This window comes from Pseudarthrobacter sp. CC12 (assembly GCF_039907755.1).
Taxonomy (GTDB): domain Bacteria; phylum Actinomycetota; class Actinomycetes; order Actinomycetales; family Micrococcaceae; genus Arthrobacter; species Arthrobacter niigatensis.
The window spans coordinates 39,883-64,391 of the sequence record NZ_JARDJH010000010.1; the positions used below are offsets into that span (position 1 = coordinate 39,883).

Below are 24,509 nucleotides of genomic sequence, written 5' to 3' on the forward strand. Positions count from 1 at the left end.
CGCCCACGATCCTTCATGTTCAAGGAACGGAAAAGCATGGGAGCAATGTCATCGATTTTGGTCGCTGCTAACGCGGCCGTCGTGGCCAGGATGCTGGCAAGCATGAGCAAGTCCTTCCAGCGTCAGGAGGCCCGTGCCCGGACTGCAGCTGGTTACGCCTTTTCCTGGTCCCGGGATCCCAGCAGGCTGCCCAGCACATACAGCCCTACGCCGACGGTGACGAACACGTCGGCGAGGTTGAAGGTGGGAAACCAGCCGCTGTGCAGGTAGTCCACGACGCCGCGCCCGTCCATCCGGTCCACAAGGTTCCCGGCACCGCCGCCAACCACCATCGCCGCACCCGCCCGGGAGAGCGCCGGCATGGCGGGGGCGGTGGACACGGCGTACCAGGACATGGCCAGGACGATGACGGCGGTCGCGGCAATGACCAGCCACGGGGCGAGGTTAGCCCCGAGGCTGAAAGCCACCCCGGTGTTGTACACCAGCTTCAGGTTCACCAGGCCCAGATCGACCGTGGCACCGTTGGAGAGCAGTTCCTCGGCCAAGGCCTTGATGACCAGGTCGGCCACCGCGAGCACGGCGGCCGCGGCGAGCAGGCCAATTTTTACCCGCCATGCTTTGGTGGCAACTGGTGGTGTCCCTGCCGGATCTGCCGGAGACGGGACGCTCACGCGGCAGGTTCCAGCGCCGGCGCGGGTTTGGCCGGCTGGAGCGCCATTATTTTGCCGCTGATGCGGCCGGCGCGGACGCCGTTGCCGATCACCACGATTTCGGCGAGTTCGTGGATCAGGACGACCGCGGCCAGCCCCAGGGCGCCGACCAGTGCCAGCGGGATCAGGATCGCGATCAGCAGCAGGGACAGGCCCACGTTCTGCAGCATGATGGACCGGGTCCGGCGGGCGTGGTCCAGGACCTGGGGCAGGTGGTTCAGGTCCTCGCCCATCAGGGCGATGTCGGCGGTTTCAATGGCCACGTCGGTGCCCATGGCACCCATGGCAACACCGGTGTCGGCGGTGGCCAGGGCCGGGGCGTCGTTGACGCCGTCACCGACCATGGCGGTGGGCTGGCGGGACTTTAGGGTCCGGATGATTTCGGCCTTGTCCTCCGGGCGAAGGTCGGCGTGGACTTCGGTGATCCCGGCGTCCTTGCCCAGGGCCGCGGCGGTGATCGCGTTATCCCCGGTGAGCATGGCCGTGGTGTACCCGGAGGCGGTCAGCCGGGCGATGACGTCCCGGGCTTCGGGGCGCAGTTCGTCACGGACAGCGACGGCACCAATGACTTCGCCGGCGGATTCGATCAGGACGGCGGTGGCACCGGCCTTCTGCATCCGCTCGACATCCGCGGCGAGGGAGCCGGGGTTGATCCAGCCGGGGCGGCCCAGCCGGACGGTCTTGCCCTCAAAGGTGCCTTGCAGGCCGGCGCCGGGGACGGTGTCGACGTCGGTCACGTCGGCCTGGGCGGGGGATGCGGCGAGGATGGCGCGGGCCAGGGGGTGTTCGCTGCGGGCCTCCAGCCCGGCTGCGAGGGCCAGAACGTCTTCGCGGGTGACGGTCCCAGCCGCGGCGACATCGATGACTTCAGGCTTGTTCCGGGTCAGGGTGCCGGTCTTGTCCAGGGCGATGGTGCGGATCTTGCCGAGGGTTTCCAGTGCGCCGCCGCCCTTGATCAGCACACCGATGCGGCTGGCGGCGCCGACGGAGGCGACAACGGTGACCGGGACGGAGATCGCCAAAGCGCAAGGCGATGCGGCTACGAGGACGACCAGGGCGCGTTCGAACCACACCAGGGGTTCTCCCATGATGAAGCCGAAGGCGATGATCAGGGCCGCGGCGATGAGGATGCCGGGGACCAGTTTCTTGGCGATGTTGTCCGCCAGGCGCTGCCCGGGTCCCTTGCGGGACTGTTCGGCCTCGACGATGTGCACGATGCGGGCCAGGGAGTTGTTCTCCGCGGTGCTGGTGACTTCGACTTCCAGCGGCCCGGTGCCGTTGATGGACCCGGCGTAGACATCACTGCCGGGACCGGCCTCAACCGGCACGGATTCACCGGTCAGGGCCGAGGTGTCCAGGGAGGTGCGGCCGGTGATGATCCGGCCGTCGGTGGCCAACCGTTCGCCCGGGCGGACGACCATCCGGTCCCCCGGAACGAGCTCGGCCGGGTCAACGGTGACTTCCGTCCCGCCGCGAAGGACTGTCGCTTCGGCCGGGACCAGATCCAGCAAGGCGCGCAGGCCGCGCCGGGTTTTCGCCAGCGAGTATTCCTCCAACCCCTCGGAAATGGAGTAAAGGAAAGCGAGCATCGCCGCTTCCTCGAACTCGCCCAGGGCGACGGCGCCGACGGCGGCGATCGTCATCAAGGTCCCGACGCCGATCCTGCCTTTGGCCAGACGCCGCAGTGTGGAGGGAACAAAGGTCCACGCCGCGACCAGCAGCGACCCGATTTCCAGGACCAGGCGTAGCCAGTCCGGGCCCCCGGTCAAGGATAGGATCCAGGCGGTCAGGAGCAGCACACCCGAGATTGCCGCGGCCCGGATCTCGTTGATCTGCCAGAAGCTGACCGCCTCCTCAGCCTCTTCGGCCACGGTTTCGGGCTTGTCGTCGCTGCAGCCGCAGGCGTCGCTCATCGGGCGTTCTCCTTCGTCAGTTCCACGTTTGTCGGTATGGCGCCGGTGCTTCCGGTGCCGTAGTTCGGGCACAGGCTGACCGCGTTGCCGGTGGTGGCAAGCAGGACTTCGGCCTGGGCAAGCATGTCCATCAGTTCCGGACGGGACAGCGAGTAATAGACGCTGCGGCCCTGCGCGCGGCCCTGGACCAGGCCACAATCGCGCAGACACGCCACATGGGCGGACACGGTGGACTGGGCAAGCCCCAGCTCCCCGGCCAGATCCCCCACCCGGATCTCGCCGGCGGCCATTCGCTTCACGATGTTCAACCGCGTTGGGTCGCTCAAGGAATGAAACAAAGCCGCTGCGGGTGCAAGCCCACCGCAAGCATCCCCCGAACCAGCCATGTGTATCGTCATACAGCGATGATATCCGATTAAAACGATGGGAACTGGCGATGGGTTTTCTCGTCCTTCGGAACCTGACAGAGGGCTTCGGGCATGCCGTCCGGAGTCCCGAGCGGGGTGAGGTTCAAATATCCAAACATTTGCCGTGACTCCGGTAGGGCGCTGGCGGTAGCGTGAGGCAGCAAAAGCCCGCCTGCACTGGGCGGGTAGGGCACATGTCCTCTGGGTTGCCTAAAGCAAGGCATGGTTTGAAAGGTGTTGGCAGTGTGAGTCTTTCCGCCCAAACGCTGGTGCTGGTCGCGTTCCCGGTCGCCGCGGCGGCTCTGGGGTCGGTCATCGCTGTCCTAAGGCCCCCGGGGCCAAAACTCTCCAGTGCGATTCAACACTTCGCGGCGGGCGTGGTCCTGGCAGCATTGGCCGGAGAAGTACTCCCGGACCTGCGGGCAGAAGGAAACCTCGGGTTCGCGGCCGCCGGTTTTGCCGCAGGCGCAGCTGTCATGCTGTTGTTGGGCGCCCTGGGCCGAAAAATGGACAGACAGTCCCCGGCGTCCGGGACATTGCCGACAGGCCTGCTGGCAGCCGTCGGAATCGATCTGCTGCTGGACGGTTTACTGGTGGGGCTGGGGACTGTTCTGGGTGCCAGAGAGGCGCTTATCCTCACCATCGCCCTCACCATCGAAATCCTGTTCCTGGCACTGTCTTTGACAGTAGAGCTCAAGGAAATTGGCATATCCAACGTCCGTGCAGCGGCAACCAGCAGCGGACTTGGACTCCTGACGGCCGTCGGTGCGATAGGTGGCGCTGTCTTCCTCGGCGGTGCCGGCGCCCCCGTCCTGGCCCTTGTTCTCGCTTTTGGTGCTGCCGCTCTTTTGTATCTCACGGTCGAGGAACTGCTGACTGAAGCGCATGAACAGGAAGAAACGGTGTTTTTGGGTGCCATGTTCTTCCTCGGGTTCCTCGTGATCTACATCCTGGGCGCCCTGTAAGAGCTGCCAGACCTGCAGGTTTGTGGGTGCAGCCTGCATTCCTTGACGCCATCGAGAAACGCTCCTCGGTCCATCTCGCCCACCCCTCACTGACATCCGGGAGGGAGCTCACGGTCGAGGGCGTAGATGCTTCGACAGAAACAGGGGCTCGAGGGACGTTGAAGGCGCCCCCATCACACCAGCCGTCACACACAACAGAAAGTATGCGCCATGCCGCGCCTGTCGCTCTGACATCCCTGGCGGTTCGGAGGGCCGCACCCGGAGTGAAAACCGGTGAATGAATGACCACGTCATCTGAACAAATGATAATCTGTTCAGATGAGTCGTCGACTGCAGTCCATTACTGATCCGGATTCCCTGCCCGGGCATCGGGACAACGACCGTGCCCCTTCCCGCGTTGAGTTTCTTCGGGGGGCACTGCCCTCAGGCGAGGATGTTGAGCGGGTCGCCGCGGTGTTCCGGTTGATGGGAGATCCCGGCCGGGTGCGGATCCTCGCCACGCTGCTGGAGGCCGGCGAGGTGTGCGTGCACGACCTCGCCTCGGTGGCCGGTCTCAGCGAATCCTCGGTGAGCCAAGCTCTTCGACTCATGCGCGCGCACCGAGTCGTGGAAACCCGCCGCGCTGGCCGGGTCGTGTTTTACCGTCTCGGCGACAACCACGTTCGGATGTTGCTGGACCTGGCGATCACCCACGCCGGGCACTCCCCCGCAGTCACCGCAGCCCCTTCCCTAACCGACCCCACTCGTCAGGAGCCGACATGAACGCCTCACCTGCCCCTCTTACCTGCCCTAAATGCGAATCGGAGATGCGCCCCTACGAACGCAACGGGGTCATCATCGACCAATGCACAGGGTGCCGCGGAATCTTCCTGGACCGCGGCGAACTGGAGTCCCTGATGGATGCTGAAGCCGCGTTCTACGCTGCCCGGAACGCGGCATCCGGAATGACACAGCCACCCTATGCCCAGACTCCGCAGCCCCTTTACGGCCAGTCTCCCTACCCGGACCGGCGGGACGGTCACCACAGCGGTCATGGTGACCGGCACGACCGCCGCAAGCGCGGGGGGTTCCTCGGAGATCTGTTCGACTGAACCCCGAAGCCCTGCACCAGCACCCCTCAACCTGACCGGCCCTGACTATGAGAAGTGAGCACGCGTGGCGATCGACACCCAGCTTGACCTGAAGACTGTTCTGCCCGAGGCGCTGGATGAACAGGACGCCTGCGTGCGCAGTCTGACCGAGGGCCTGCAGGCCCGGCAGGGCGTGATCGACGCCCATGTCAAGCGCCCGGACGGCGCCGAAGCGGCGCAGCTGTGTGTGCATTTCGAACCCGGTCTTATCAGCCTGCGCCGGATCCGCGAACTGGCCGTGTCTCTGGGTGCCCGGGTGGACAGCGACTTTGGCCACCTCAGCCTTGATGTGGACGGCATCTCCAGGTCCGCCCGGGCGCAACTGCTCGAACAGCGGCTGCGCGAGTTGGACGGGGTGGCGGAGGCCCACGTCTCCGCCACCGGCTCCGTTACGGTTGAATACCTCAAGGACAGGACCTCGGAGAAGGCGGTTTTGCACCTTCTGACGCGCTTTGGAACACCACCGCGCGCAGACCGGACCGGTCCCGCCCAAACCCCTGTGGCAGGTGCCGTTGAAACCGGCCTGCCAGAAGCGGACGCGCATGACCACAAGCACGAAAAGCATGAAGAGCATGATCACAAACATGGCGGGATCTTTGGTGAGCGAAGCGAGCTGATCTTCGCGGTGCTGTGTGCCCTGACCCTGGCGACGGGGTTCCTCCTGGGGCTCAGCTCTGCCGTTCCGGACGTGGTTTCCACCGCGCTGTATATCGCCGCCTATTTCTTCGGCGGCTACTACACCCTGAAGGAAGCCATCCAGACGGTGATGGCCAAACGGTTCGAGATCGATTTCCTGATGCTGGTCGCAGCCGCCGGGGCCGCGGTGCTCGGGGACCTGGCCGAAGGCGCCCTGCTGCTGGCTCTGTTCAGTATCGGCCACGCCCTGGAAAGCTACGCCATGGGCCGGGCCCGGCGCGCCATCCAGGCCCTGGCCGAACTCGCCCCGGACACCGCACTCGTCAGACGCGCCGGCGCTGACCAGGAGATCCCGGTCGGGGAACTGCGGATCGGCGACACCGTCATCATTAAACCCAACACCCGCATCCCCTCGGACGGTCACGTCACCGTCGGGCAGAGCAGCGTGGACCAGTCAGCCGTGACCGGGGAAAGCATCCCAGTTGACAAGACCCCCATCGGGCAAGAGGCGTCCCGGAAGGAGACGGACATCCCGGCCGAAAGCCGGATCTACGCGGGCACGGTCAATGGTCCCGGCGTGCTGGAGATCGAGGTGACACGGCTGTCCAAGGACTCAACGCTCGCCCGCGTGGTGCGGATGGTCAGCGAAGCCCAGGCCCAAATTTCGCCCACGCAACGCTTCACGGACCGCTTTCAGCGCGTATTCGTCCCCGCCGTGCTGATCCTCGTCCTCGTCCTGCTCTTCGCCGGCCTCGTCATCGACGAACCGTTCTCCGCCACGCTCTATCGGGCCATGGCCGTCCTCGTCGCGGCCAGCCCCTGCGCGCTGGCAATCTCCACCCCCAGCGCCGTCCTGTCCGGGCTCGCCCGGGCAGCCCGCGGCGGCCTGCTCATCAAAGGCGGCGGACCTTTGGAGAACCTCGGCACGCTGAGCGCGATCGCCTTCGACAAGACCGGAACCCTCACGGAGGGCAAACCCGAAATGACCGACGTCGAACCAGCGGCGGGCGTGAAGGAAACCGAACTGCTTGCCGTCGCACTCGCCGTCGAATCCCAAAGCGACCACCCGCTGGCCTCGGCCATCGTGACGGCGGCACGCGCCCGACTGGACGGCACGCCGCCCCTTACCGCCGGCGCGGTCACCAGCATCACCGGCCGTGGGGTCAGCGCCCTGATCGACGGCGAACAGATCCACATCGGCAAGCAGCAGCTCTTCACCGAGACCGACGGGACACCGTTGACCAAGGACATCCGGGACTCCACTGCCCGGCTCGAAGCCGCGGGACGGACCACCATGGTCGTGCGCCGGGGGTCCAAGTATCTGGGCGTCCTGGGCCTGATGGACACTCCCCGGAACTCCGCAGCAACCGTTATCACACAGCTGCGCCGCGCCGGTATCCGGCACATGATCATGCTCTCGGGTGACAACCAGAACGTCGCGGATGCTGTGGCCGGAAAGCTCGGGCTCGATGAGGCCCGCGGAGACCTGCTCCCCGAGGACAAAGTCAAAGCCGTAGTCGAGCTGCGCGGCCGGGAAAATAAGGTCGCGATGGTCGGTGACGGCGTCAACGACGCACCGGCCATGGCCAACGCCACCGTCGGGATCGCGATGGGCGCTGCCGGCTCCGACGTCGCCATGGAAACCGCCGACGTCGCGCTCATGGGAGATGACCTGCAACGGCTCCCCTTCGCCGTGAACCTGAGCCGGCAATCCAGCCGAATCATCCGGCAGAACCTCTGGGCCAGCCTCGGTGTCGTCGCGATTCTCATACCGGCAACCATCACCGGGGCCATCGGCATTGGCCTCGCCGTCGTAATCCACGAAGGATCAACCCTGCTCGTCGTCGCCAACGCCCTCCGCCTCCTGGCCTACCGCGAACCCAAAAACCCAATAGAAGCCCTCACCATCACCGACCCCTGACATAGGCCTTAGCACGGGAGTCGATGGATAGCGATAGATCGGGCCCTTAAGCCCTGACAGGCTGCGCCCGGGTCCCGCCCCAGACCTCGGTACTGTTTAGCCAAGCTAGATGCAGGCATTGGCCCCACCTACCTCTTATGGGAGGGGTCAATAAACCCACCCGCGATCTCGGGCCCTGCCGTCCAGAGATGCCGCATGAGTCTGCCGCGCGGTGCACCCTCGGTGGTCAGTGTCAGTGACGGCGCCGGGGCGGGCATGGCTAGTTTCCGGTGAGCTCCGTGTAGAGCGTCTGAACCCGGGCTTTGATGTCGTCCCGGACCAGGCGCATCCGCTCCATGCCCTCGATCCCGCGTTCGGAGGGCTCGTCCGTTTCCCAGACCTCGAAGCGCTTACCCTCGACCGGTTCAAGCTTGGCCTCGGTACCCAGGACAATAACGGCGTCCACTGCGCCCAGGACTTCGCCGGTGACAGGTTTGGGGTATTCGCCGGTCACATTGATGCCCAGCTCGGTCAGGGACTCCACCGCCTGCGGGTTCAGGCTCGTAGCCGGCTTGGTGCCGGCGGAATAGACGCCAATGGCATCTCCTGCAAGGTCGCGCATGAGTCCGGCAGCGAGCTGGGATTTGCCGCCGTTCTTGCTGCAGACGAACAATACGGACGGTGTCTTTTCGTGGGTCATGAGCGGGTTGTTCCTTTTGAGTGAGACGGCGGGATGCGAGGCGGCGAGGGTTAGGCGTTGCTGGTGCCGGAGCGGCCATGGGCAAGACCGGTGGGAAAGCGGACCAGCACAGGTTCCGGCGCCGCGCAGCAACCGGCCTCTGCAGGAGCTGCTCCGACTGCTGCCGATGTAGCGGCCGGGACATCGCAGCTGGTGCCGGTGTCGGTGGAGCAGACCCCGGTGTCGGGGAGCTCGAGGTGGACGGTGTCGGCCGATTCCTGGTCGCCGGCGAGGGCTGCGGCGACGGAGCGGACCTGTTCGTACCCGGTGGCCAGCAGGAAGGTGGGAGCCCGGCCGTAGGACTTCATCCCGACAATGTAGAAGTCTTTGTCCGCGTGGGCCAGGAGTTTGGCGCCGTGAGGCGGGACGGTGCCGCAGGAGTGGAATTCCGGGTCGATGAGCGGACCAAGCTCGGTAGGTGCTTCCACGGCGGGGTCCAGGTTGAGGCGGAGCTCGCGCAGGATGTCCAGGTCGGGCCGGAATCCGGTGCAGGGCACCAGGACGTCGGCCTCGATGGTCAGGCCGTCCACCGCGCCCACGGTGACCCCGGAGTCGAGGGATTTGAGGGAGCTGATGCCGAAGCTGGTGTGCAGTTCGATCTTTCCGGCCTCCACGAGCCGGCGGACGCGGCCGCCGAGCTGGCCGCGGGCGGGCAGCCCGTCCAGGTCCCCGCCGCCGTAGACTTTCGCGGCCGAGTCGCCGCGGACGGCCCAGAGGATCCGGGTGTCCGGCTCGTCCTTGGCGAGGTCGGCGAGGTTGATGAGGGTGTTGGCGGCGGAGTGCCCGGCACCAACGACGAGGACGCGGCGGCCGGCAAAGGCTGCACGGTCGCGGCCGGTAACGTCGGGCAGCGGGGCTGAGATCCGGTCCGCTGCTGTGTGTTCGCCGATGGCGGGAAGTCCTGAGGTGCCCAGGGGGTTGCGGGTGGACCAGGTGCCGGAGGCGTCGATGACGGCGGCGACGGTGTGGTCGCGGGTTTCGCCGTCTGCGTGTTCCACCCGGACGGTGAAGGGTGTGGTGTCGCGGCCCTTGATGTGGGTTTTGTCCATTCCCTGCCGGGTGACGGCAGTAACGCGCGCGCCGGTCTGCAGGCGGGACGCGATCTGTGGCAGTGCGGCCAGCGGGGTGAGGTAGTTGTCGATCAGTTCCCCGCCGTAGGGCAGGGCGGTGGGTCGGGGCGCTTCCCAGCCGGTGGCTTCGAGGAGGCGTTCGGCTGCGGCGTCGGTGTTGAACCGCCAGGGGGAGAATAGACGGATGTGGCGCCATTGTTCAATGGCGGCCCCGGGCGAGGTGCCGGCTTCAAAGATCAGCGGTTCCAGGCCCCGTTCGAGCAGGTGGGCCGCGGCGGCCAGGCCGACCGGGCCTGCGCCGATCACGGCGACCCGGAGATTCTGCGCTGATTCCATGGTGTCCTCTTTCATCCGTAGTGGTGGTGCGGTCGCATCAGGTAGGGTCCTGCCAGCCCTGTGGGGCCGGCAGGCGCCCGGGGATTGGGTTAGCAGCAGTCCTCGTCGTAGCAACCTGAGTCGCCGCAGCATCCGTTGGTCATTGCGCTCACCCCCTCCCTGTTCCCGGTTTAGGCGTGGCTGGGTTCTTCGACTAACGCGGTGGCGATGCTGTCTGCATCATCGAGGGCGGCGAGGTAGCGTTCGGCGTCCAGGGCGGCCGCGCAGCCGGTTCCGGCGGCCGTGATGGCCTGGCGGTAGCGGTGGTCAACCGCGTCGCCGCAGGCGAAGACGCCGGAGAGGTTGGTGACCGTGGTGGGGGCATCGACCTTGATGTAGCCTTCCTCGTCCAGGTCCACCTGGCCTGCCACCAGTTCGGTGCGCGGCAGGTGGCCGATGGCGACGAAGATGCCGGTGGCGGCCTGCTCGCGGGTTTCACCGGTGACAGTATCGGTGAGGGTGACGCCGGTGACCCTGCGGTCGCCGTGGATCGCGGTGATGGCGGAGTTCCAGGCGAAGCTGATCTTGGGGTTGTCCTTGGCGCGCTGCGCCATGATCCGGGAGGCCCGCAGTTCATCCTTGCGTACGACGACGGTGACGGACCTCGCGAACCGGGTCAGGAAGGTTGCTTCCTCCATGGCGGAGTCGCCGCCGCCGACGACGATGATGTCCTGTTCGCGGAAGAAGAACCCGTCGCAGGTGGCGCACCAGGAGACGCCGTGGCCGCTGAGCTTCTTCTCTTCAGGGAGGCCGAGTTCCCTGTACGCGGAGCCGGTGGCGAGGATGATCGCCGGGGCCTGGTGGGTTTCGCCGGCTCCGGTGACGACGGTCTTCAGGTGACCGGACAGCTGGACGTCGGTGACGTCGTCGAACACGACCTTGGCGCCGAATTTCTCGGCCTGTTCCTGCAGCCCGTCCATCAGCTCAGGGCCCTGGATCCCGCCGGGGAAGCCGGGAAAGTTTTCCACCTCTGTGGTGTTCATCAGGGCCCCGCCCGCGGTGACCGAGCCGGCCAGCACGAGCGGTTCCAGCCCGGCGCGGGCGGCGTAGATGGCGGCGGTGTAACCGGCGGGGCCGGACCCGATAATGATCAGCTGTTCGTTGCTCATGGGCGTGTTCCTTAGGGGTCCGGGTTACTTGGCGGCCGGGATCAGGGAGTCGATCAGGCCCTCGATGCGGGTCTTGATCTCGTCACGGATGGGGCGGACGGACTGGACGCCCTTGCCGGCGGGGTCTTCGAGGACCCAGTCCTCGTAGCGCTTGCCGGGGAAGTAGGGGCATTCGTCGCCGCAGCCCATGGTGATTACCACGTCGGATTCCTTGACCGCTTCGGTGGTGAGGACCTTGGGGACCTCGGTTGACATGTCGATGCCGACCTCGGCCATGGCTTCGACGGCGGCGGGGTTGATCTTGTCAGCCGGCTGGGACCCGGCGGAGCGGACCTCGATCTGGCCCTTGCCCAGCGTGGTGAGGAAAGCGGCGGCCATCTGGGAACGCCCGGCGTTGTGGACGCAGACGAACAGGACGGAGGGCTTCTTGGCGGTTTCGGTGCTCACGGTATTTCTCCTGGAATCGATTGGTGATGTGTGGACTGCATGGTGCCGGTAACGCTCCCCAACCGAATATTGATGATGATCGATATAGCGAGTATCGGGCTATACATTGATGAATGTCAATATTTGTTGTGGTGGTTCAGCGTGATCATGCGGCGCTGAGGCGGGGCGCGAGGTCGGTGATGCGGTGGGCGATGTCATCAAAGGCTCGGTCAAAGGCCACCTTTGTTCCCAGGCGTAGGGGGTCGGGAACGGACCAGTGGACGGAGCGGATCCCGGGCAGTTCCTCGTGGGCGTTGTCGCAGACGGTAACGACGAAGTCTGCCGCTGCGGCCACCTCATCCAGGGACCGCGGGGCGATGTCGGGCAGGTCCAGGCCATGGCGGCGCGCGGCGTCGACCGCGCCGGGCGCGATGCGGTCCGCGGGGTGTGTTCCGGCAGAGGCCGACGGGATGCTGCTGACCTGCCGCCACAGGGCAGCGGCCAGCTGGGAGCGGGCGCTGTTGCGGGTGCAGACGAACAGGACGCGACCGGCATTCTGCACCACTCCGGGCACCAGTCCATCCAGGGCCCCGGCCGCAAGCCGGAAGTAACTGCGGCGCTTGTCCGCTTCGGACCGGTGCCGTGTCGCCAAGCCGGCGTCTTCCAGGGTTCGGAGGTGGTGCGACAGCAGGTTTGAGGGCATGCCCAGCTCCGACTGCAGCTCGGTGGGAGACAGGTCCCCGAGTGTCAGGAGGTCCACGATGCGCAGGCGTGCCGGATCGGCAAGAGCCGCATGCCTGGCCACCCTCGCCTGGAAAGATTCATCTGCCTCAGTTTTCATTGATTCAATTTTGACTGAGTTAATTCTTTCGGTCAAGCTGGTTTCATGACTTCACACCAGCCGCCGTTGTGGCGCCGCGCCCTTGCTGAATTACTCGGGACCGCACTGCTCGTTGCCATCGTCGTTGGTTCCGGGATCGCCGCCCAGCAGCTCTCACCCAATGACGTGGGCCTGCAGCTGCTCGAGAACAGCACAGCGACCGTTCTGGGGCTGACGGTGCTGATCCTGGTCTTCGGTCCGGTCAGCGGCGCGCATTTCAACCCCGTCGTGTCCCTGGCCGACTGGTTCCTGGGCCGGCGCAGCGGCTCAGGACTCTCCCTGCCGGACGTGGGCGCCTACCTGGCGGCGCAGGTGGCCGGGGCGATCGGCGGCAGCGTCCTGGCCAATGCCATGTTTGAGGTCGGAACGTCCATCTCCGTCAAGGACCGTGCCACCACCGGGCACGTGCTTGGTGAGGTTGTCGCCACGGCGGGGCTGATCCTGCTGATCTTCACCCTTGCAGCTACCAACCGCGGCGCCCTCGCAGCACCCGCCGTCGGTGCCTATATCGGCGCTGCGTACTGGTTCACGTCCTCGACCTCGTTCGCAAACCCCGCAGTGACTATCGGCCGGGTCTTTAGCGAAACCTTCGCCGGTATCGCGCCGGGATCGGTGGCACCCTACGTGATCGCTCAACTGATCGGCGCGGCCATCGGTCTGGGCCTGGTGCTCCTGCTGTTCCCGGCCGCCTCCCGCGCTGCCGATAACGTCGTTATCCCGCACAGCGCCAAGGCAACAAAGCCATAGTCTTCCCGCAGGCAAAAAACCACTCACTTGGCGACACATTGATGAACGTCAATATCGGGGCATAATGGATAGATGACCTCACTGCCGCTGCTTGAACCAGCCACGGACACCGGTTGCTGCCCGCCGGCAGCGCCCAGCCTGGGCGCTGCCGAGGCGAACGACAGGGCGGCGGTCTTCAAGGCCCTTGCCGACCCGAACCGGCTGCGGCTGCTGTCCATCGTCAAGAGCGCCCAAGGTGGCGAAGCCTGCGTCTGCGACCTGACCGATCCGCTGGATCTCACCCAGCCGACCGTGTCCCACCACCTGAAGATCCTCGTTGACGCCGGTCTGCTGCACCGCGAAAAACGCGGTACCTGGGCCTACTTCTCGCTCGTCCCCGGCGCCCTGGAACGCACCGCAGGACTGCTGGAGAGCCTGTGACGACAGAGGCGCCGCCAGGTCTGACGATTCGTTCGATGCGTCAGGAGCATTGGCCGGAGGTTCGGGACATCTTCCAGGAGGGAATCGACACCGGCCACGCCACCTTCGAATCCGTGGCACCCGACTGGGACCGGTTCGACACTTCCCGGCTTCCCCAACACCGGCTCGTCGCCGCAACCGCGCACGGCGCGATCGTCGGCTGGGCTGCCGTCTCGCCCGTGTCCGCCCGCCCCGTCTACTCCGGTGTGGTCGAACACTCTGTGTACGTAGCCTCTACTGCCCGGGGTCTGGGTATCGGCAAAGCGCTCCTTGAAGCGCTTATCAGGTCCACCGAGCGCGACGGCATCTGGACTGTCCAGGCCAGCGTTTTCCCCGAGAACGAGTCCAGCCTCAAACTTCATCTGAGTAAGAGCTTCGTCATAGTCGGCCGCCGCCGGCGCATCGCCCGCATGAACCACGGCCCACTGAACGGCCAATGGCGTGACACCCTCCTGATTGAACACCGCTCACCCAGCATCTAACCAACCCACCAAGGTCGTGGAGGGCAACGTGAATCCGACCAAGGAAGACATTCTGGCCGGCTACAGCCGGGCACTGGCCGAGCTCAATAAGTGGCTGGCCGGTGCAACCGCTGAGGAGCTTCGCCACAAGAGCAACGGCACGAAGTGGACCAACGAAGAACTGCTCTTCCACATGGTTTTCGGCTACATGGTGGTCCGCGCACTGCTTCCACTCGTCCACCTCATCACCCGGCTCCCCTCACCTATCGGCAAGGCCTTCGCCTCAGCGCTGAACGCGGGCACACTCCCGTTCGACGTCATCAATTACTGGGGCTCCCGTATGGCGGCGGTCTACTTCAACCAGCGGCGGATGGCCCGGAAATTCGACAAAACCATCAACGTCATCACCCGCCGGCTGGAGCGCGAGAGCACAGCATCCCTGTCCAGATCGATGCCCTTCCCGGACCGGTGGGATCCATTCTTCACGCCCACAATGACACTTAACGACGTCTACGCGTACCCGACAAAACACTTCGACTTCCATGCAGGACAACTCAGCCTGGACCGCCCGCACCGGTAATCCGCCTGGCCGCACGCCTGCAAGGATGGCCCTGTGACTATCGCGAAGACAATCCTGCTGTTCGTTCTTGCCGCTGCCGCGGAAATCGGCGGCGCGTGGCTGGTCTGGCAATCCGTCAGGGAAGGCAAAGCCTGGATGGTGGGCCGGACTGGGCGTCATCGCCCTCGGAATTTACGGTTTCGCTGCGACATTGCAGCCGGACGCCCACTTCGGCCGGATCCTTGCCGCCTACGGGGGCGTGTTCGTCGCCGGGTCGCTGCTGTGGGGCATGGCCTTTGACGGTTTCCGGCCCGACAGGTGGGACATCACAGGCTCGGCGATCTGCCTGCTCGGGGTCGCCGTCATCATGTTCGCACCGCGCAACGCAGGTTGAGATACTGGCGCTTGGCGTGCATCTCTCCGCCTCCAACGCCAGGTCTCCGGCATCGAAACGCGGCCACAGTGCTCACACCCTCGACCTCCGCACAATTCTCTAGGGCCCGGCACTCCTGAGAGTGTCGTCAGGGGCAATCTAAGGTGATTAGGTTCTGTTGGTTTCAGTGGTTGTAAGCGATGACTGAGCGCTTGTGGGGCCGTGAGCATAGGGCGCAGAGCAACTTCAGAAGTCCTTATCTGCTGAACGGCCGTACCTCATGGATATGCTGGTCGTTCTGCTGTTCCATGTGATGGCCGTCGTTCATGGTTTGGCGAGGTGCCGGTAGATGGTGGGCCGGGTGACGCCGAATTCCTGGGCGATGTGCTCGACCGTGTGTGCACGCTTGCCGTCGGGCCCCTTTTCTTCATACATTTCCCGCGCCAGCCTGACCTGGCGGGGCCCCAGTTTTGGTTTCTGCCCGCCCGTCCTGCCACGCGCACGGGCGGCCGCCAGACCGTCACGGGTCCGTTCAGACATCAGGGCGTGTTCGAACTCGGCGATCGAGCCAAGGATTTGGAAGAACATCCGTCCCAGCGCGGTGGAGGTATCGATGCCCTGGTCCAGAACGACGAGGTCCACGCCGCGTTCCTGCAGCGTGTTGGATAAATCGATGAGGTTTTCCAGCGACCGCCCGAGCCGGTCGAGTTTGGTGACGACAAGCTGATCACCGGGCCGGTTGGCCGAGAGCAGCGCCTTGTCGAGTTCGGGTCTGCGGGCGAGTTTTCCGGAGGCAGTGTCGAGGAAGATCTGCTCACAGCCGGCCGCTGTCAGGGCGTCGTGCTGGGCTTGGGGGTGCTGGTCATGGGTGGAGACCCGTCCGTATCCGATACGCATCCCAAAAATGTATCAGTAACCCGACTAGACGTTACATAGCTGGGTACACGTGAAGCATTACAAATGAGATCCCGTGCTTCCGCGGTTTTTAGAACTCGACTGGGAGTGTCTTGCGAACGATCGTTACCGGACGCCAACAATGACTAAGCGTTAGATTTTGTGCGCATTGGTCCTGGACGGCGGGGATTCATGCTCACGGACCCGTCATTTAGTTCGCGAGGGGCACCAGCTTGGGTTGTCCTCTATTGGGTGGGTTTGGGCGGTAAAGGTGTAGGTGACCGGGGCCTCTACACCACGCTAACGGACGTAACCCCCGCCCCGGGCGCGGGGCCGGTGGCGCACGGGCCGCCACGGCCGCCGCCAAGATGAAATAGCCCGGGAAAAGTGGAAAGCTGGCCGTATGCCTGAATCCAGTGGAGCTGCGCCTGCCCAAAAGAGCGCACCCGGTGACGCCAGCGTTCTTTACACCGAGAAGCTCTGGCCGAACTTCTGGATCTGGCTGGTCTCCGCGGGCTTCTCGAGCGCCGTAATCCTGATTCTGGCGCCCATCAGCATCGCGGCCGGGATCACCGGAGCTATTGTGCTGTTCGCCATCATTTTCGTAGTGCTGGTCCGCTCCACCCCGACAATCCAGGTGACCGGGTCAACGCTGCGTGTGGGCCGGGCCACGATCGAACGGAGCTTCGTCGGCACCACGACGGCGTTCCGCCGCGCCGAAGCGACGGCGGAACGCGGCACCCGGCTCAATGGCCTGGCGTTTCTGTGCATCCGTGGCTGGGTGGATCCGGTGGTCCGGATCGAGATCACCGATCCCTCCGACCGGACCCCGTACTGGCTGGCGTCCACCCGGCACCCCGACCAACTGATCGCGGCCCTGTCAGCCCAGCGGCACTAGGAGCCTGCTAATCGGCGGATGTGGGGCGCGTCGGCTGGACTGGTGGGCGTGGCGGTTGAGACTGGTCTTATGCAGGGACGCGAGGATGCGCAACGCGGGTATTTGGATGTGGAAGCGCTGGCCGGGGAGTTGTTGGCTCCGGGCAGTATCTTTGCTTTTCTGGCCAGGCATCGGGGGCGCTTGTTTCCGGATTCGATGATGGAGGACCTGTTCCCGTCGCGGCGGGGCCGGCCCTCCGTTCCGGCGCCGGTGATCGGGCCGGTGCTGGTGTTGCAGGCACTGCAGGGCCTCTCTAACCCGGAAACCGCCGAGGCTTTGACTTTCGATCTGCGTTGGAAGGCCGCATGCGGCTATGGGCTGACGGGCCACTCCGAGAACTTATAGATCGCTTCAACATTCTTCGACACGGGAAGAAGCAGCACACTGTCCTACATTTGACAACTGTTCCAAGCAACAGATCCGGCGTCGCCAGACCATGGATCCCAGTTCCCAATGACGGCGTTCGCAACATCGGGATTGATTGTCACGGACGACAGGAAGCACTCAACCCATCCCGAACGACCACTCGATTACTCCAAGGTCGCTTCCGTGACTGAGCCAACCCTTCGGCGTAGTCCGCGGCGCATCGTTCGCGCCAGATGCTCTTCCCACCGGGCGCAGTGACGTGCCGTTCCGGAAGATAACGGATTTATTACCGTCGGATTTCTCGACTAGTATTTGACCTCAAGCATCGATACCAAAGCGTTACCTGATCCGGAGCCGAGCTCTGCCAGCGGATCAGGTGCCCACGAGTCACCAACTGGCAGAGGCGGAGGAACCACAACCGGCAGTCGCAGGACTGCCTCGGGGTGAAGTCCGTCAGCAGCAAGCCCACTTCGAGCCAAGGATCCTCACGGGATACCTCTGCGCAAAGTGCATGTTACGGCGGACCGGGTCTTTGAACTCTCTGATCCGAATCCGACAGCTAACTTCGCAGGCTATCCAGAGAGGAAAAAGTCTTGGCCATGCAGTACTCCAGGGGCCGCCGACGCGCGACAGGCCCCGCTCCGGCGCCCCGGGTGGCCGAGGCTCATACGGCGGAGAGGCCCCGCGATCCGCACCGCGAAGCACGCCGCCGCCGGGGGCCCTTCCGCCAGATCACTGATTTCGCCGGTGCCAGTGGCATGGGCCAGAAGGCCGGCATCGCGTTGGCAGCATCGGGTCTGGTACTCACCGTGAGTGTTCCGGTGACCGGGCCGATGATGGCAGCACAGGAACAGGGTGAGCCCTTGTCTTCCATTGCCGCCGCCGCGCAGCCTGAAATTTCCGCCGCGCCGGGAGCGCGGATCGAGTTCAGCCGGTCCGCCGTTGGCACCCGGGCGGACCCGGACGGCAAGCTGAAACAGCTACTCAGTGCCCAGTCGGCCGGTTCCATCACCCGCGCAGCCTCCGCCGGAACTCTCGGCGCCCCGCTCGCTGCAATGACCACGGTTTCGCCGTTCGGGAACCGGGTCAGTCCCATCACGGGCGGCTCAGGGGACTTCCACCGGGGACAGGACCTTGTGGCGCAGTGCGGCACTTCCGTCCTGGCCGCTGCCGCAGGCACCGTCACCTTCGCAGGTTGGCACCCGTATGGCGGAGGAAACCGCGTGGTCGTGGATCACGGCAATGGCCTGAAAACCACATACAACCACCTGTCTTCCTTTAACGTGACCCAGGGTCAGAAAGTGTCCCGGGGGGACATTGTGGCCTTCAGCGGGACCACGGGCGCTTCCACCGGCTGCCACCTCCACTTCGAGGTGGAAGTCAACGGTCAAGTTGTCGACCCCAACGGCTGGCTCTAAAGCCTGATGGCAAGCTCTCAAACCGTCGTGAGTTGCCGTGACCTGAATGTGACATACAAATCCCGGATGCTCTAGCGCGATGGAGGGCACAGGCGGACGCCCGCTTCCGGGCCACCAGAGACTGTGGTTTCCAACGACCGTGCACCTTCGGCCGAACACGTTCAGCACGGATTCTGCGGTTGGTGAGCCCCGATCTGAGGTTGCCTTCTGCCTGATCCGTGAAGGTTGGGCGATAGGTGTTCTGCTCTGTTAGGCCCTTGTGGGAGGTGGTGTGCGTCGGTCGAAAAGGTTGAAGATCAGGTTCGCCAGAACGGCGGGAATGTAGGCGGCGATCAGAAGGTCGTGGGGGCGGGCCATAGAAAGCAACCAGGTGATTGCCGCGCCTGCTATCGCGGCGATTGTCAGGACGCGGTACTTCCATTTCAGGCGGGTCAGGACCATAGGTTGGCCGGCGGACCGGCCCCTGATCAGGTAGCCGGCCATGACGATGATCAGCACGGCGATGGCGGGTATCAGGGCGGTAGTTTCGAACTGCCTCACCGCGCCGGTGGCTTCCGAAACCCGGGCGATGGCCACGCTCGCACCGGCCAGGACCAGCATGATTAGGGAAGCCATCCACCGTGCCCTGCGCTGCGTATCAACACCCATTGCCCCATGCGACGCCCCCCTCATGTGGTTTGTCAACAAGAGCAGAGCACCAGGTACGGGATAATGGGGCCATGGCCAAGACCCCCGCCCAGCGGATCAGGAAGCACGGCGCCAAGGCCGTAGTCCCCGAGCACGGGCTGCCCCCGGTTATTTCCTCACGGACGCCGCAGAGGGCCCAGAGCAACAGCAACCTCATTGTGATCGCCGGCGTCGTGGCCAGCGTCTTCCTGTTCTGGTACCTGCATCTGCTGACGCTGAACCAGATGACGCAACTGTCCAACGGACTGGCCATGCCTGATTCGCTGATCGGCGGGTTCTCTGCCGACTATGCCGCCCAGCTGCACGCAGCCATGGACGACGATGCCCGCGGCCAGCTGAACTATGTCCACAAGACTGCCGGCACGCTGTTCCCCCTGATTTTTGGCTTAAGCTGGCTGCTGCTCATCGGCACCAGGGTCACGAAGAAGGAATTCCGCTGGGCCTTGTGGACGTTGCCGCTGCTGTTTGCCGTGGTGCGGTTGTGGGGAAACGTCACCATCGACGCGGCGCTGGCGCCTACGGTTCCCGACGCCGGCGCCGTGGCCCTCGCATCGGCGCTCACGGTTGCGGGGTGGGTGCTGCTCCTGCTGAGCCTGCTGGCCGGCGGGGCTGCCGTCTTCCTGCGCCGTCGGCCTGCCCCGCGGAGCGCTCCATTGCCCTGAGCAGCTACCTTGCCCCTGTACGCGCCGACCTGCTATCGGGCCCATCGACAAGCCCAGGATGATCGGGTAGGCCTTGTGCGTTCCACGCCGTCGGGCTCGGGGATGCACAGTCCGAAGGCGATTAACCCCCACTTACTGCACTCTGACCGTCATGCCCAGGCTGTGGGGTTCTGGCTGGCCGCCGTGAGCCTGCCGTGATCACAGCCCTGAGTAGGAGTGCAGGCCGTTGAAGAACTGGTTCACGATGGCGAAGTTGAAGACCACGCACAGGTAGCCCACGATCGAGAGCCAGGCAGCGCGGGTACCGGTCCAGCCTCGGGTGGCGCGGGCGTGCAGGTAGCCGGCGTAGACCACCCAGATCACAAAGGTCCAGACTTCCTTGGTGTCCCAGCCCCAGAACCGGCCCCAGGCCTTCTCCGCCCAGATGGCTCCGAACATCAGCGTGAACGTCCAACCCACGAAAGCAATGGCGTTGATCCGGTAGGACAGGTTCTCCAGGCTCAACGCATTCGGAACGAGGCGCATGAAGCCCAGCTTGTCCGCCCCTCCGGCGGCAACGGTCTTCTGCCGGTGCGACTGGACCAGCTGCAGCGCGGACATCGCGAAGGTCAGGGTGAACAGGGCCGAGGACATCACGGCGATGGACACGTGGATGATCAGCCAGTAGCTCTGCAGCGCGGGAACAAGGTGCCCCACGGGCGTCCAGAACGCGACGGAGGCAGCGACCAGCATGATGATGGCCAGGCCAATCACGAACGTGCCCAGGAAGCGCAGGTCGCGGCGGATCAGCACCACCAGGAAGACCGCCACGGCCACGAACGCGCCGGTGGTCAGGAACTCGTACATGTTCCCCCACGGCACCCGGCCCGCGCCGAGCGCCCGGGTGATCACGCCGGCGGCGTGGATGGCGGCCCCGAGTACCGCGAGGGCGACGGCGACCCGGGCCGGAACGCGGCGTTCAGCACCGTAGCGCATACCGCCGTCGGCGGTCAGGCCTGCCCCGCTGCCTTGGCTGCCGGAGACCGACGACGTCGGGCGCTCGGCCCGGCCGACCGGCCCGGCCACCTCGGAGTCGGCGCGGTCAAAAGCCCCGCCGGAGGCCCCGACGCCGGCGCCCACCGGGACGCTGGCCGCCTCGGCGCCGGACAGTGCTGCCGCCTTCAGGTCCACCGCGCGCAGGGTCTTGCTGCTCTTGGCCAGATCCCAGGCGAAGGCGATGAAGGCCACTGTGTACGTGCCGGCCGCGAGCAGCATGAAGAGCTCGCTGTAGGCGCCCATGGTCTCGTTCAGGGTAGGCATTAGTTTTCCTTCGTTTGCTCGTGCGGGCCGGCTGTTGACTGGTCGAAGCCTGCTGTCGGCTGTGCCCGGGGGGTGTCTGTCACGTCATTATCCGCCTGACCGCTGGGAGCCGTCCGGGGGTTCAGCTGCCATTGCCCGGCCAGCAATGCCCGCACGGCCGCGGCCTCCGCGGCCAGGCGGTGGTCCTCGCCGCGGGCCAGGAGCCCGTACTCCACCATGGTCCTGCCATCCTCATTGTTGCCGGCCCGGACCCAGACGCGACGGCGGTTCACGTAAAGGGAGGTGATCAGCCCGGCGACTGCCAGCAGCGAGAACACCAGGACACCGGCCTGGCCCGGAACTGTCCGGATGTCCACGCCGATGTAGCGTTTGAGTCCGTCGAAGCTGATCGAACCTTTGCCCTCGGGCAGGGTGTAGGTCTGCCCGGCGTTCAGGACAATTCCGCCGGCAGGGAGGCCGCGTCCGTTGAGCTGTGTCAGCTTCTGTACGTCCAGGTTGTAGACGTTTTGCGGCTTCCCATCATCCAGGCCGAGGTCGCCGTAGTACGAGTTCAGGTTCAGTTGCGGGTTCAGGGGGTCCGGATCGAAGCTGTACGCGACCCCTCCATCGTTTTTGATTGCGGATGGCAGGAAGAAACCGGCAAAGCCCAGCTGGGACGGTCCGGCATCAGGAACTTTGGCGACAATCGTGGAGGTGAAGACGGCATCGGTGGGAATGGACACGACGGGCCCGCTGAACGCGGTCTGCCCGTTTCCGTCTTTCACCGTGATCACGGGGGCGTAGCCGTTGCCGACAAGAAACATCCCGGTCTCGCCGAAGTACACCGGTTCGTTGACTTTCAGGATCTGCTGCCGTGGTGGTGCGTTCAGTCCGTCCCGGGTGGTGAGGGTGGCGGTGAAGTCGATCGGCTGGCCGAACTGCTTGGTTGATTCGCGGTCGAAGCGGACGTCGAATTTGTCGAGGGTGACGGTGAAGGGATCCAGTTGGGTGCTCTGGAAGTTGGTCCCCGGTGCGAAGTTGTCGTAACTGACCAGGGTGTTCACGAAGGTGTCGCCCTCGACGAGGATCTTCTGTCCCCGGTGGCCGAACATCCCCCCGATGGCGACACAGACCAGGACGCCGATCAGGGAAGTGTGAAAGACGAGGTTGCCAACCTCCTTCAGGAAGCCGCGTTCGGCCCCCACAGACGGCAGCGCGTCGTCGTCCCTTACTTCCACGCGGTACCCGCGTTTTTTTCAGGAGCGCCGCCGCGTCCTCAATAGCGCGCGCTGCAGGGACACCGGCTTCCGCCGGAAGCACGAGCGTCCCGTATTCGGGAAGCCGGGACAGCCGTTTGGGTGTTCGCGGCGGCTGCGACCGCATGGCTTTGTAGTGCGCGATGGCGCGGGGAACAACGCAGCCGATCAGGGAGATGAACAGCAGGATGTAGATGGACGAGAACCAGGCTGAGGAATACACATCGTAAAGCTGGAGCGCGTCCAGGATCCTGCCGTAGTCAGGGTTGTTCTTGATGTGTTGAGCCACGACGGCAGGGTTCGCGGGCCGCTGCGGAAACAGCGACCCCGGCACCGCGGCTACCGCCAGCAGCAGCAACAGGAACAGTGCCGTGCGCATGCTCGTCAGCTGGGTCCAGGCCCAGCGCAGCATGCCGGGCAGCCCCAGCGGCGGGGGAACCACAGTTCGGTTCCCCGGAGCAGTGTGTACAGGCATCGGCTACTTTCAGGTCTTCGGCGTCGGGGCGTGGCCTCCACCGGATCTTCTACAATACGTAGAAGTAATGGTTGTGTATACCTTCATAGGATCACAAGAGGCCGTCAATTCGCCGGGTTGCCGGAGCCTTTGACGTCAGGGCCGGATGCCCCTCGGACGCGAGGTCGGCTTGACGGCCCGGCCTCGCCGTCAAAATGCCATAAGGTACGGTTCATTCCCACGAAAGCACAACGAAAGAGAATCAAGGTGGCCACCGACTACGACGAAGCACGCCCCGATGTTGCAGAATCGCGTAATGCCACGCTTCAGGCCCTCCGGTCCGCCAACGCCCCGGACGCCCGCAGTGTGGTCAGCGCGCTGGATGAGGCTGACACGACCGATGGTGTGGAACTGCCCGGCGCTGACCTCTCCGATGAGGTGCTGGCCATCGAGGTCATCCCGCAAAAGGACGACGAGTTCACCTGCTACTCCTGTTTCCTGGTCCGGCACCGTTCACAGATTGCCGCCGGAAGGGACGGGCACGCTTCCTGCCTTGAATGCGAAGGCTGACTCTTGAGAAAATGCCCGGAGCCAGCAGTACCTTGGTCGCTTGGGCCGGCACTGCAATCTTTTATGCTGCGCGGCCGCCCGGGCGCCGGTTCCCTTCATCGGCGAAGATCTGATCCTTAGGGTACCAAAGTAGGCTTTGTCCGCGTAGTCGATTCAGTTCGGACCTGCATTGGCGGTATCGCCAGCTGTTGCGGGGCCACAGCAGGTCAGGGACCCGACCAGGTTAACTCATGGCTCCCCGTCGTCAGCGCATCTACAACGGCCAGCTTCGCCACGGCTACTGCGCCACTGGTTTTAGCGCGGGCGGAAACCAAGGCCTGTGAAGGGGTTGCGCTCCTCGCTGGCAGAGGCCGTGGCCGACCTATCTGCCCGGGGACCCGCCGCTTCCCACGGTACAGCCACTGGCAATGGCGGATCGTGGGAATCTCGGGCGCGAGCGGCGCCGGCGACGCCGACGTACGGGGAAATCCGGCGCATCCAGGGTGTGCAGCTCATCACTGCGGAGATCAATGCCGGCCTCCCTCTTGGCAGTATTGGCCAGCCACCTACCTACCCGGCAGCCGTCAGCTGGTAGGCGTAGAGCAGGGGTGCATCCACACTGGACGCACGTATTTCCAGCGGGCCTGTTTCGGGTACGCTGACTTTCGCTGTCTCTTTGGTGCCGTTGCAGGCCGCCCCCAGTTCCATCACCTCGTTGCCGCCGGAGCGCACGCCCAGGAAGGCCTTGCCGCCGCCTTCGCACACCAGCGTCAACGCATAGCTGCCTGCCTGCACGTCCTTTGTGTGAACCACCGGCTGCCCGTTGAGGATTCTGCCGGCGTCCGCTGCTACGGTCCCCGAACCGGCGGGAAGCGCGGCGGCTTGCCATGCCGGTACGTCAGCGTTACCCGCGGAGACCTGCCCGGCGCAGCCTGACACGGCCCCCACGACAGCGGCCGCAGCCACACTGCAAAGGGCGCGCCGAAACAGAGGAGAAAGGTATGCCATCCCTCCAATCTACCCGGCCAATCAGCTCCGGCACCCACGTTCCCGTACCGTGCGAGCACCGAAGCGTGCAGACGGGGACATCCCGACCTTTACCTGTCCGGGCTGGCATCCGCTACCGGGCAGGAACCCGCCCCGGCCAAG

The 24,509-nt window shown here is 65.0% G+C and carries 24 protein-coding genes, 3 pseudogenes and 1 riboswitch; of the genes and pseudogenes, 14 read left to right on the top strand and 13 right to left on the bottom strand.

Features of this window, described 5'->3' with window-relative positions; translation table 11 throughout:
• Positions 1–152: 152 nt before the first annotated feature.
• Genes lspA through PV772_RS09680 form a run of 3 tightly spaced genes read right to left on the bottom strand, consistent with a single transcriptional unit; the run spans position 153 to position 3,021 of the window.
• Positions 153–671 carry a signal peptidase II gene (lspA, locus tag PV772_RS09670; protein WP_347885989.1) on the bottom strand — a complete coding sequence of 173 codons (519 nt, stop codon included), beginning with the start codon at positions 669–671 and terminating at the stop codon, positions 153–155.
• Complete coding sequence (locus PV772_RS09675; protein ID WP_347885990.1) at positions 668–2,623, bottom strand: cation-translocating P-type ATPase; 1,956 nt, start codon at positions 2,621–2,623, stop codon at positions 668–670. The genes lspA and PV772_RS09675 overlap by 4 nt, the downstream gene beginning before the upstream one ends.
• Entirely contained in the window at positions 2,620–3,021 is a 402-nt protein-coding gene (locus PV772_RS09680) for a metalloregulator ArsR/SmtB family transcription factor (RefSeq protein ID WP_347885991.1), read from the bottom strand. The genes PV772_RS09675 and PV772_RS09680 overlap by 4 nt, the downstream gene beginning before the upstream one ends.
• 254 nt (positions 3,022–3,275) lie before the next feature.
• On the opposite strand from PV772_RS09680, the gene PV772_RS09685 reads away from it, so the two are divergent.
• From PV772_RS09685 to PV772_RS09700, 4 genes are all read left to right on the top strand, one after another.
• The gene (locus PV772_RS09685; protein ID WP_236803133.1) at positions 3,276–3,995 is read left to right on the top strand and encodes a ZIP family metal transporter; all 720 of its coding nucleotides are present in this window, start codon (positions 3,276–3,278) and stop codon (positions 3,993–3,995) included.
• Between the two features lie 318 nt (positions 3,996–4,313).
• A complete protein-coding gene (locus PV772_RS09690) occupies positions 4,314–4,757 on the top strand; it encodes a metalloregulator ArsR/SmtB family transcription factor (RefSeq protein WP_347885992.1) in 444 nt (147 codons plus the stop codon).
• Positions 4,754–5,086 carry a zf-TFIIB domain-containing protein gene (locus PV772_RS09695; RefSeq protein ID WP_236803131.1) on the top strand — a complete coding sequence of 111 codons (333 nt, stop codon included), beginning with the start codon at positions 4,754–4,756 and terminating at the stop codon, positions 5,084–5,086. The genes PV772_RS09690 and PV772_RS09695 overlap by 4 nt, the downstream gene beginning before the upstream one ends.
• Positions 5,087–5,150: 64 nt before the next feature.
• Positions 5,151–7,682 (top strand): heavy metal translocating P-type ATPase, encoded by a 2,532-nt coding sequence (locus PV772_RS09700; RefSeq protein WP_347885993.1) that lies wholly within the window; start codon positions 5,151–5,153, stop codon positions 7,680–7,682.
• A gap of 259 nt (positions 7,683–7,941) precedes the next feature.
• On the opposite strand, the gene PV772_RS09705 is transcribed toward PV772_RS09700, so the two are convergent.
• The 5 genes from PV772_RS09705 to PV772_RS09725 form a co-directional block, all read right to left on the bottom strand.
• On the bottom strand, positions 7,942–8,361 hold the full coding sequence (locus tag PV772_RS09705) for a low molecular weight phosphatase family protein (RefSeq protein WP_236803129.1): 420 nt from the start codon (positions 8,359–8,361) through the stop codon (positions 7,942–7,944).
• Positions 8,362–8,411: 50 nt separating this feature from the next.
• Positions 8,412–9,806, bottom strand: a complete 1,395-nt coding sequence (locus tag PV772_RS09710; protein WP_347885994.1) for an FAD-dependent oxidoreductase — start codon at positions 9,804–9,806, stop codon at positions 8,412–8,414.
• 170 nt (positions 9,807–9,976) lie between these two features.
• Complete coding sequence (trxB, locus tag PV772_RS09715) at positions 9,977–10,954, bottom strand: thioredoxin-disulfide reductase (protein ID WP_347885995.1); 978 nt, start codon at positions 10,952–10,954, stop codon at positions 9,977–9,979.
• 24 nt (positions 10,955–10,978) lie between these two features.
• Positions 10,979–11,401: an arsenate reductase ArsC gene (locus PV772_RS09720; protein WP_347885996.1), complete on the bottom strand. Its 423-nt coding sequence runs from the start codon at positions 11,399–11,401 to the stop codon at positions 10,979–10,981.
• Between the two features lie 145 nt (positions 11,402–11,546).
• Positions 11,547–12,221 (bottom strand): metalloregulator ArsR/SmtB family transcription factor, encoded by a 675-nt coding sequence (locus PV772_RS09725; protein ID WP_347885997.1) that lies wholly within the window; start codon positions 12,219–12,221, stop codon positions 11,547–11,549.
• A 45-nt stretch (positions 12,222–12,266) separates the two neighbouring features.
• Between PV772_RS09725 and PV772_RS09730 the strand changes: the two genes are divergently transcribed.
• The 5 genes and pseudogenes from PV772_RS09730 to PV772_RS09750 all read left to right on the top strand — a co-directional run bounded on the left by PV772_RS09730 (position 12,267) and on the right by PV772_RS09750 (position 14,880).
• Positions 12,267–13,007 (top strand): MIP/aquaporin family protein, encoded by a 741-nt coding sequence (locus PV772_RS09730; RefSeq protein WP_347885998.1) that lies wholly within the window; start codon positions 12,267–12,269, stop codon positions 13,005–13,007.
• Between the two features lie 72 nt (positions 13,008–13,079).
• The gene (locus PV772_RS09735) at positions 13,080–13,427 is read left to right on the top strand and encodes a metalloregulator ArsR/SmtB family transcription factor (RefSeq protein WP_306971243.1); all 348 of its coding nucleotides are present in this window, start codon (positions 13,080–13,082) and stop codon (positions 13,425–13,427) included.
• 35 nt (positions 13,428–13,462) lie between these two features.
• A complete protein-coding gene (locus PV772_RS09740) occupies positions 13,463–13,948 on the top strand; it encodes a GNAT family N-acetyltransferase (protein ID WP_306971242.1) in 486 nt (161 codons plus the stop codon).
• Positions 13,949–13,976: 28 nt separating this feature from the next.
• Positions 13,977–14,507, top strand: coding sequence for a DinB family protein (locus PV772_RS09745; protein ID WP_306971241.1), 531 nt, complete (start codon positions 13,977–13,979; stop codon positions 14,505–14,507).
• Positions 14,508–14,540: 33 nt separating this feature from the next.
• A pseudogene (locus PV772_RS09750) lies at positions 14,541–14,880 on the top strand (YnfA family protein).
• Between the two features lie 303 nt (positions 14,881–15,183).
• On the opposite strand, the gene PV772_RS09755 reads toward PV772_RS09750, so the two are convergent.
• Positions 15,184–15,756: a recombinase family protein gene (locus PV772_RS09755; protein WP_347885999.1), complete on the bottom strand. Its 573-nt coding sequence runs from the start codon at positions 15,754–15,756 to the stop codon at positions 15,184–15,186.
• Between the two features lie 400 nt (positions 15,757–16,156).
• Here PV772_RS09755 and PV772_RS09760 point away from each other — a divergent pair, with 400 nt between their 5' ends.
• The 3 genes and pseudogenes from PV772_RS09760 (at position 16,157) to PV772_RS09770 (ending at position 18,474) form a co-directional block, all read left to right on the top strand.
• Complete coding sequence (locus PV772_RS09760; RefSeq protein WP_347886000.1) at positions 16,157–16,651, top strand: DUF3093 domain-containing protein; 495 nt, start codon at positions 16,157–16,159, stop codon at positions 16,649–16,651.
• Between the two features lie 69 nt (positions 16,652–16,720).
• Positions 16,721–17,014 (top strand): annotated as a pseudogene (locus tag PV772_RS09765) (transposase); the annotation flags it as partial.
• Between the two features lie 384 nt (positions 17,015–17,398).
• Positions 17,399–17,645, top strand: a riboswitch (cyclic di-AMP (ydaO/yuaA leader).
• Positions 17,646–17,655: 10 nt separating this feature from the next.
• Positions 17,656–18,474, top strand: coding sequence for a M23 family metallopeptidase (locus PV772_RS09770; protein ID WP_347886001.1), 819 nt, complete (start codon positions 17,656–17,658; stop codon positions 18,472–18,474).
• Positions 18,475–18,723: 249 nt separating this feature from the next.
• On the opposite strand, the gene PV772_RS09775 is transcribed toward PV772_RS09770, so the two are convergent.
• Positions 18,724–19,089: a hypothetical protein gene (locus tag PV772_RS09775; protein ID WP_347886002.1), complete on the bottom strand. Its 366-nt coding sequence runs from the start codon at positions 19,087–19,089 to the stop codon at positions 18,724–18,726.
• Positions 19,090–19,193: 104 nt separating this feature from the next.
• On the opposite strand from PV772_RS09775, the gene PV772_RS09780 reads away from it, so the two are divergent.
• Positions 19,194–19,823, top strand: a complete 630-nt coding sequence (locus PV772_RS09780; RefSeq protein ID WP_347886003.1) for a hypothetical protein — start codon at positions 19,194–19,196, stop codon at positions 19,821–19,823.
• Positions 19,824–20,021: 198 nt separating this feature from the next.
• Here PV772_RS09780 and ccsB read toward each other — a convergent pair whose 3' ends face one another.
• Both ccsB and PV772_RS09790 read right to left on the bottom strand, forming a co-directional pair.
• Positions 20,022–21,122 (bottom strand): c-type cytochrome biogenesis protein CcsB, encoded by a 1,101-nt coding sequence (gene ccsB / locus PV772_RS09785; RefSeq protein WP_347886004.1) that lies wholly within the window; start codon positions 21,120–21,122, stop codon positions 20,022–20,024.
• Positions 21,122–22,769: pseudogene (locus tag PV772_RS09790) on the bottom strand (cytochrome c biogenesis protein ResB). Before PV772_RS09790 ends, ccsB begins: the two are co-directional and overlap by 1 nt.
• A 309-nt stretch (positions 22,770–23,078) precedes the next feature.
• Between PV772_RS09790 and PV772_RS09795 the strand changes: the two are divergent.
• Positions 23,079–23,381, top strand: coding sequence for a DUF4193 domain-containing protein (locus PV772_RS09795; protein WP_347886005.1), 303 nt, complete (start codon positions 23,079–23,081; stop codon positions 23,379–23,381).
• A gap of 549 nt (positions 23,382–23,930) precedes the next feature.
• Here PV772_RS09795 and PV772_RS09800 read toward each other — a convergent pair.
• The gene (locus tag PV772_RS09800) at positions 23,931–24,368 is read right to left on the bottom strand and encodes a hypothetical protein (protein ID WP_347886006.1); all 438 of its coding nucleotides are present in this window, start codon (positions 24,366–24,368) and stop codon (positions 23,931–23,933) included.
• Positions 24,369–24,509 lie beyond the last annotated feature (141 nt).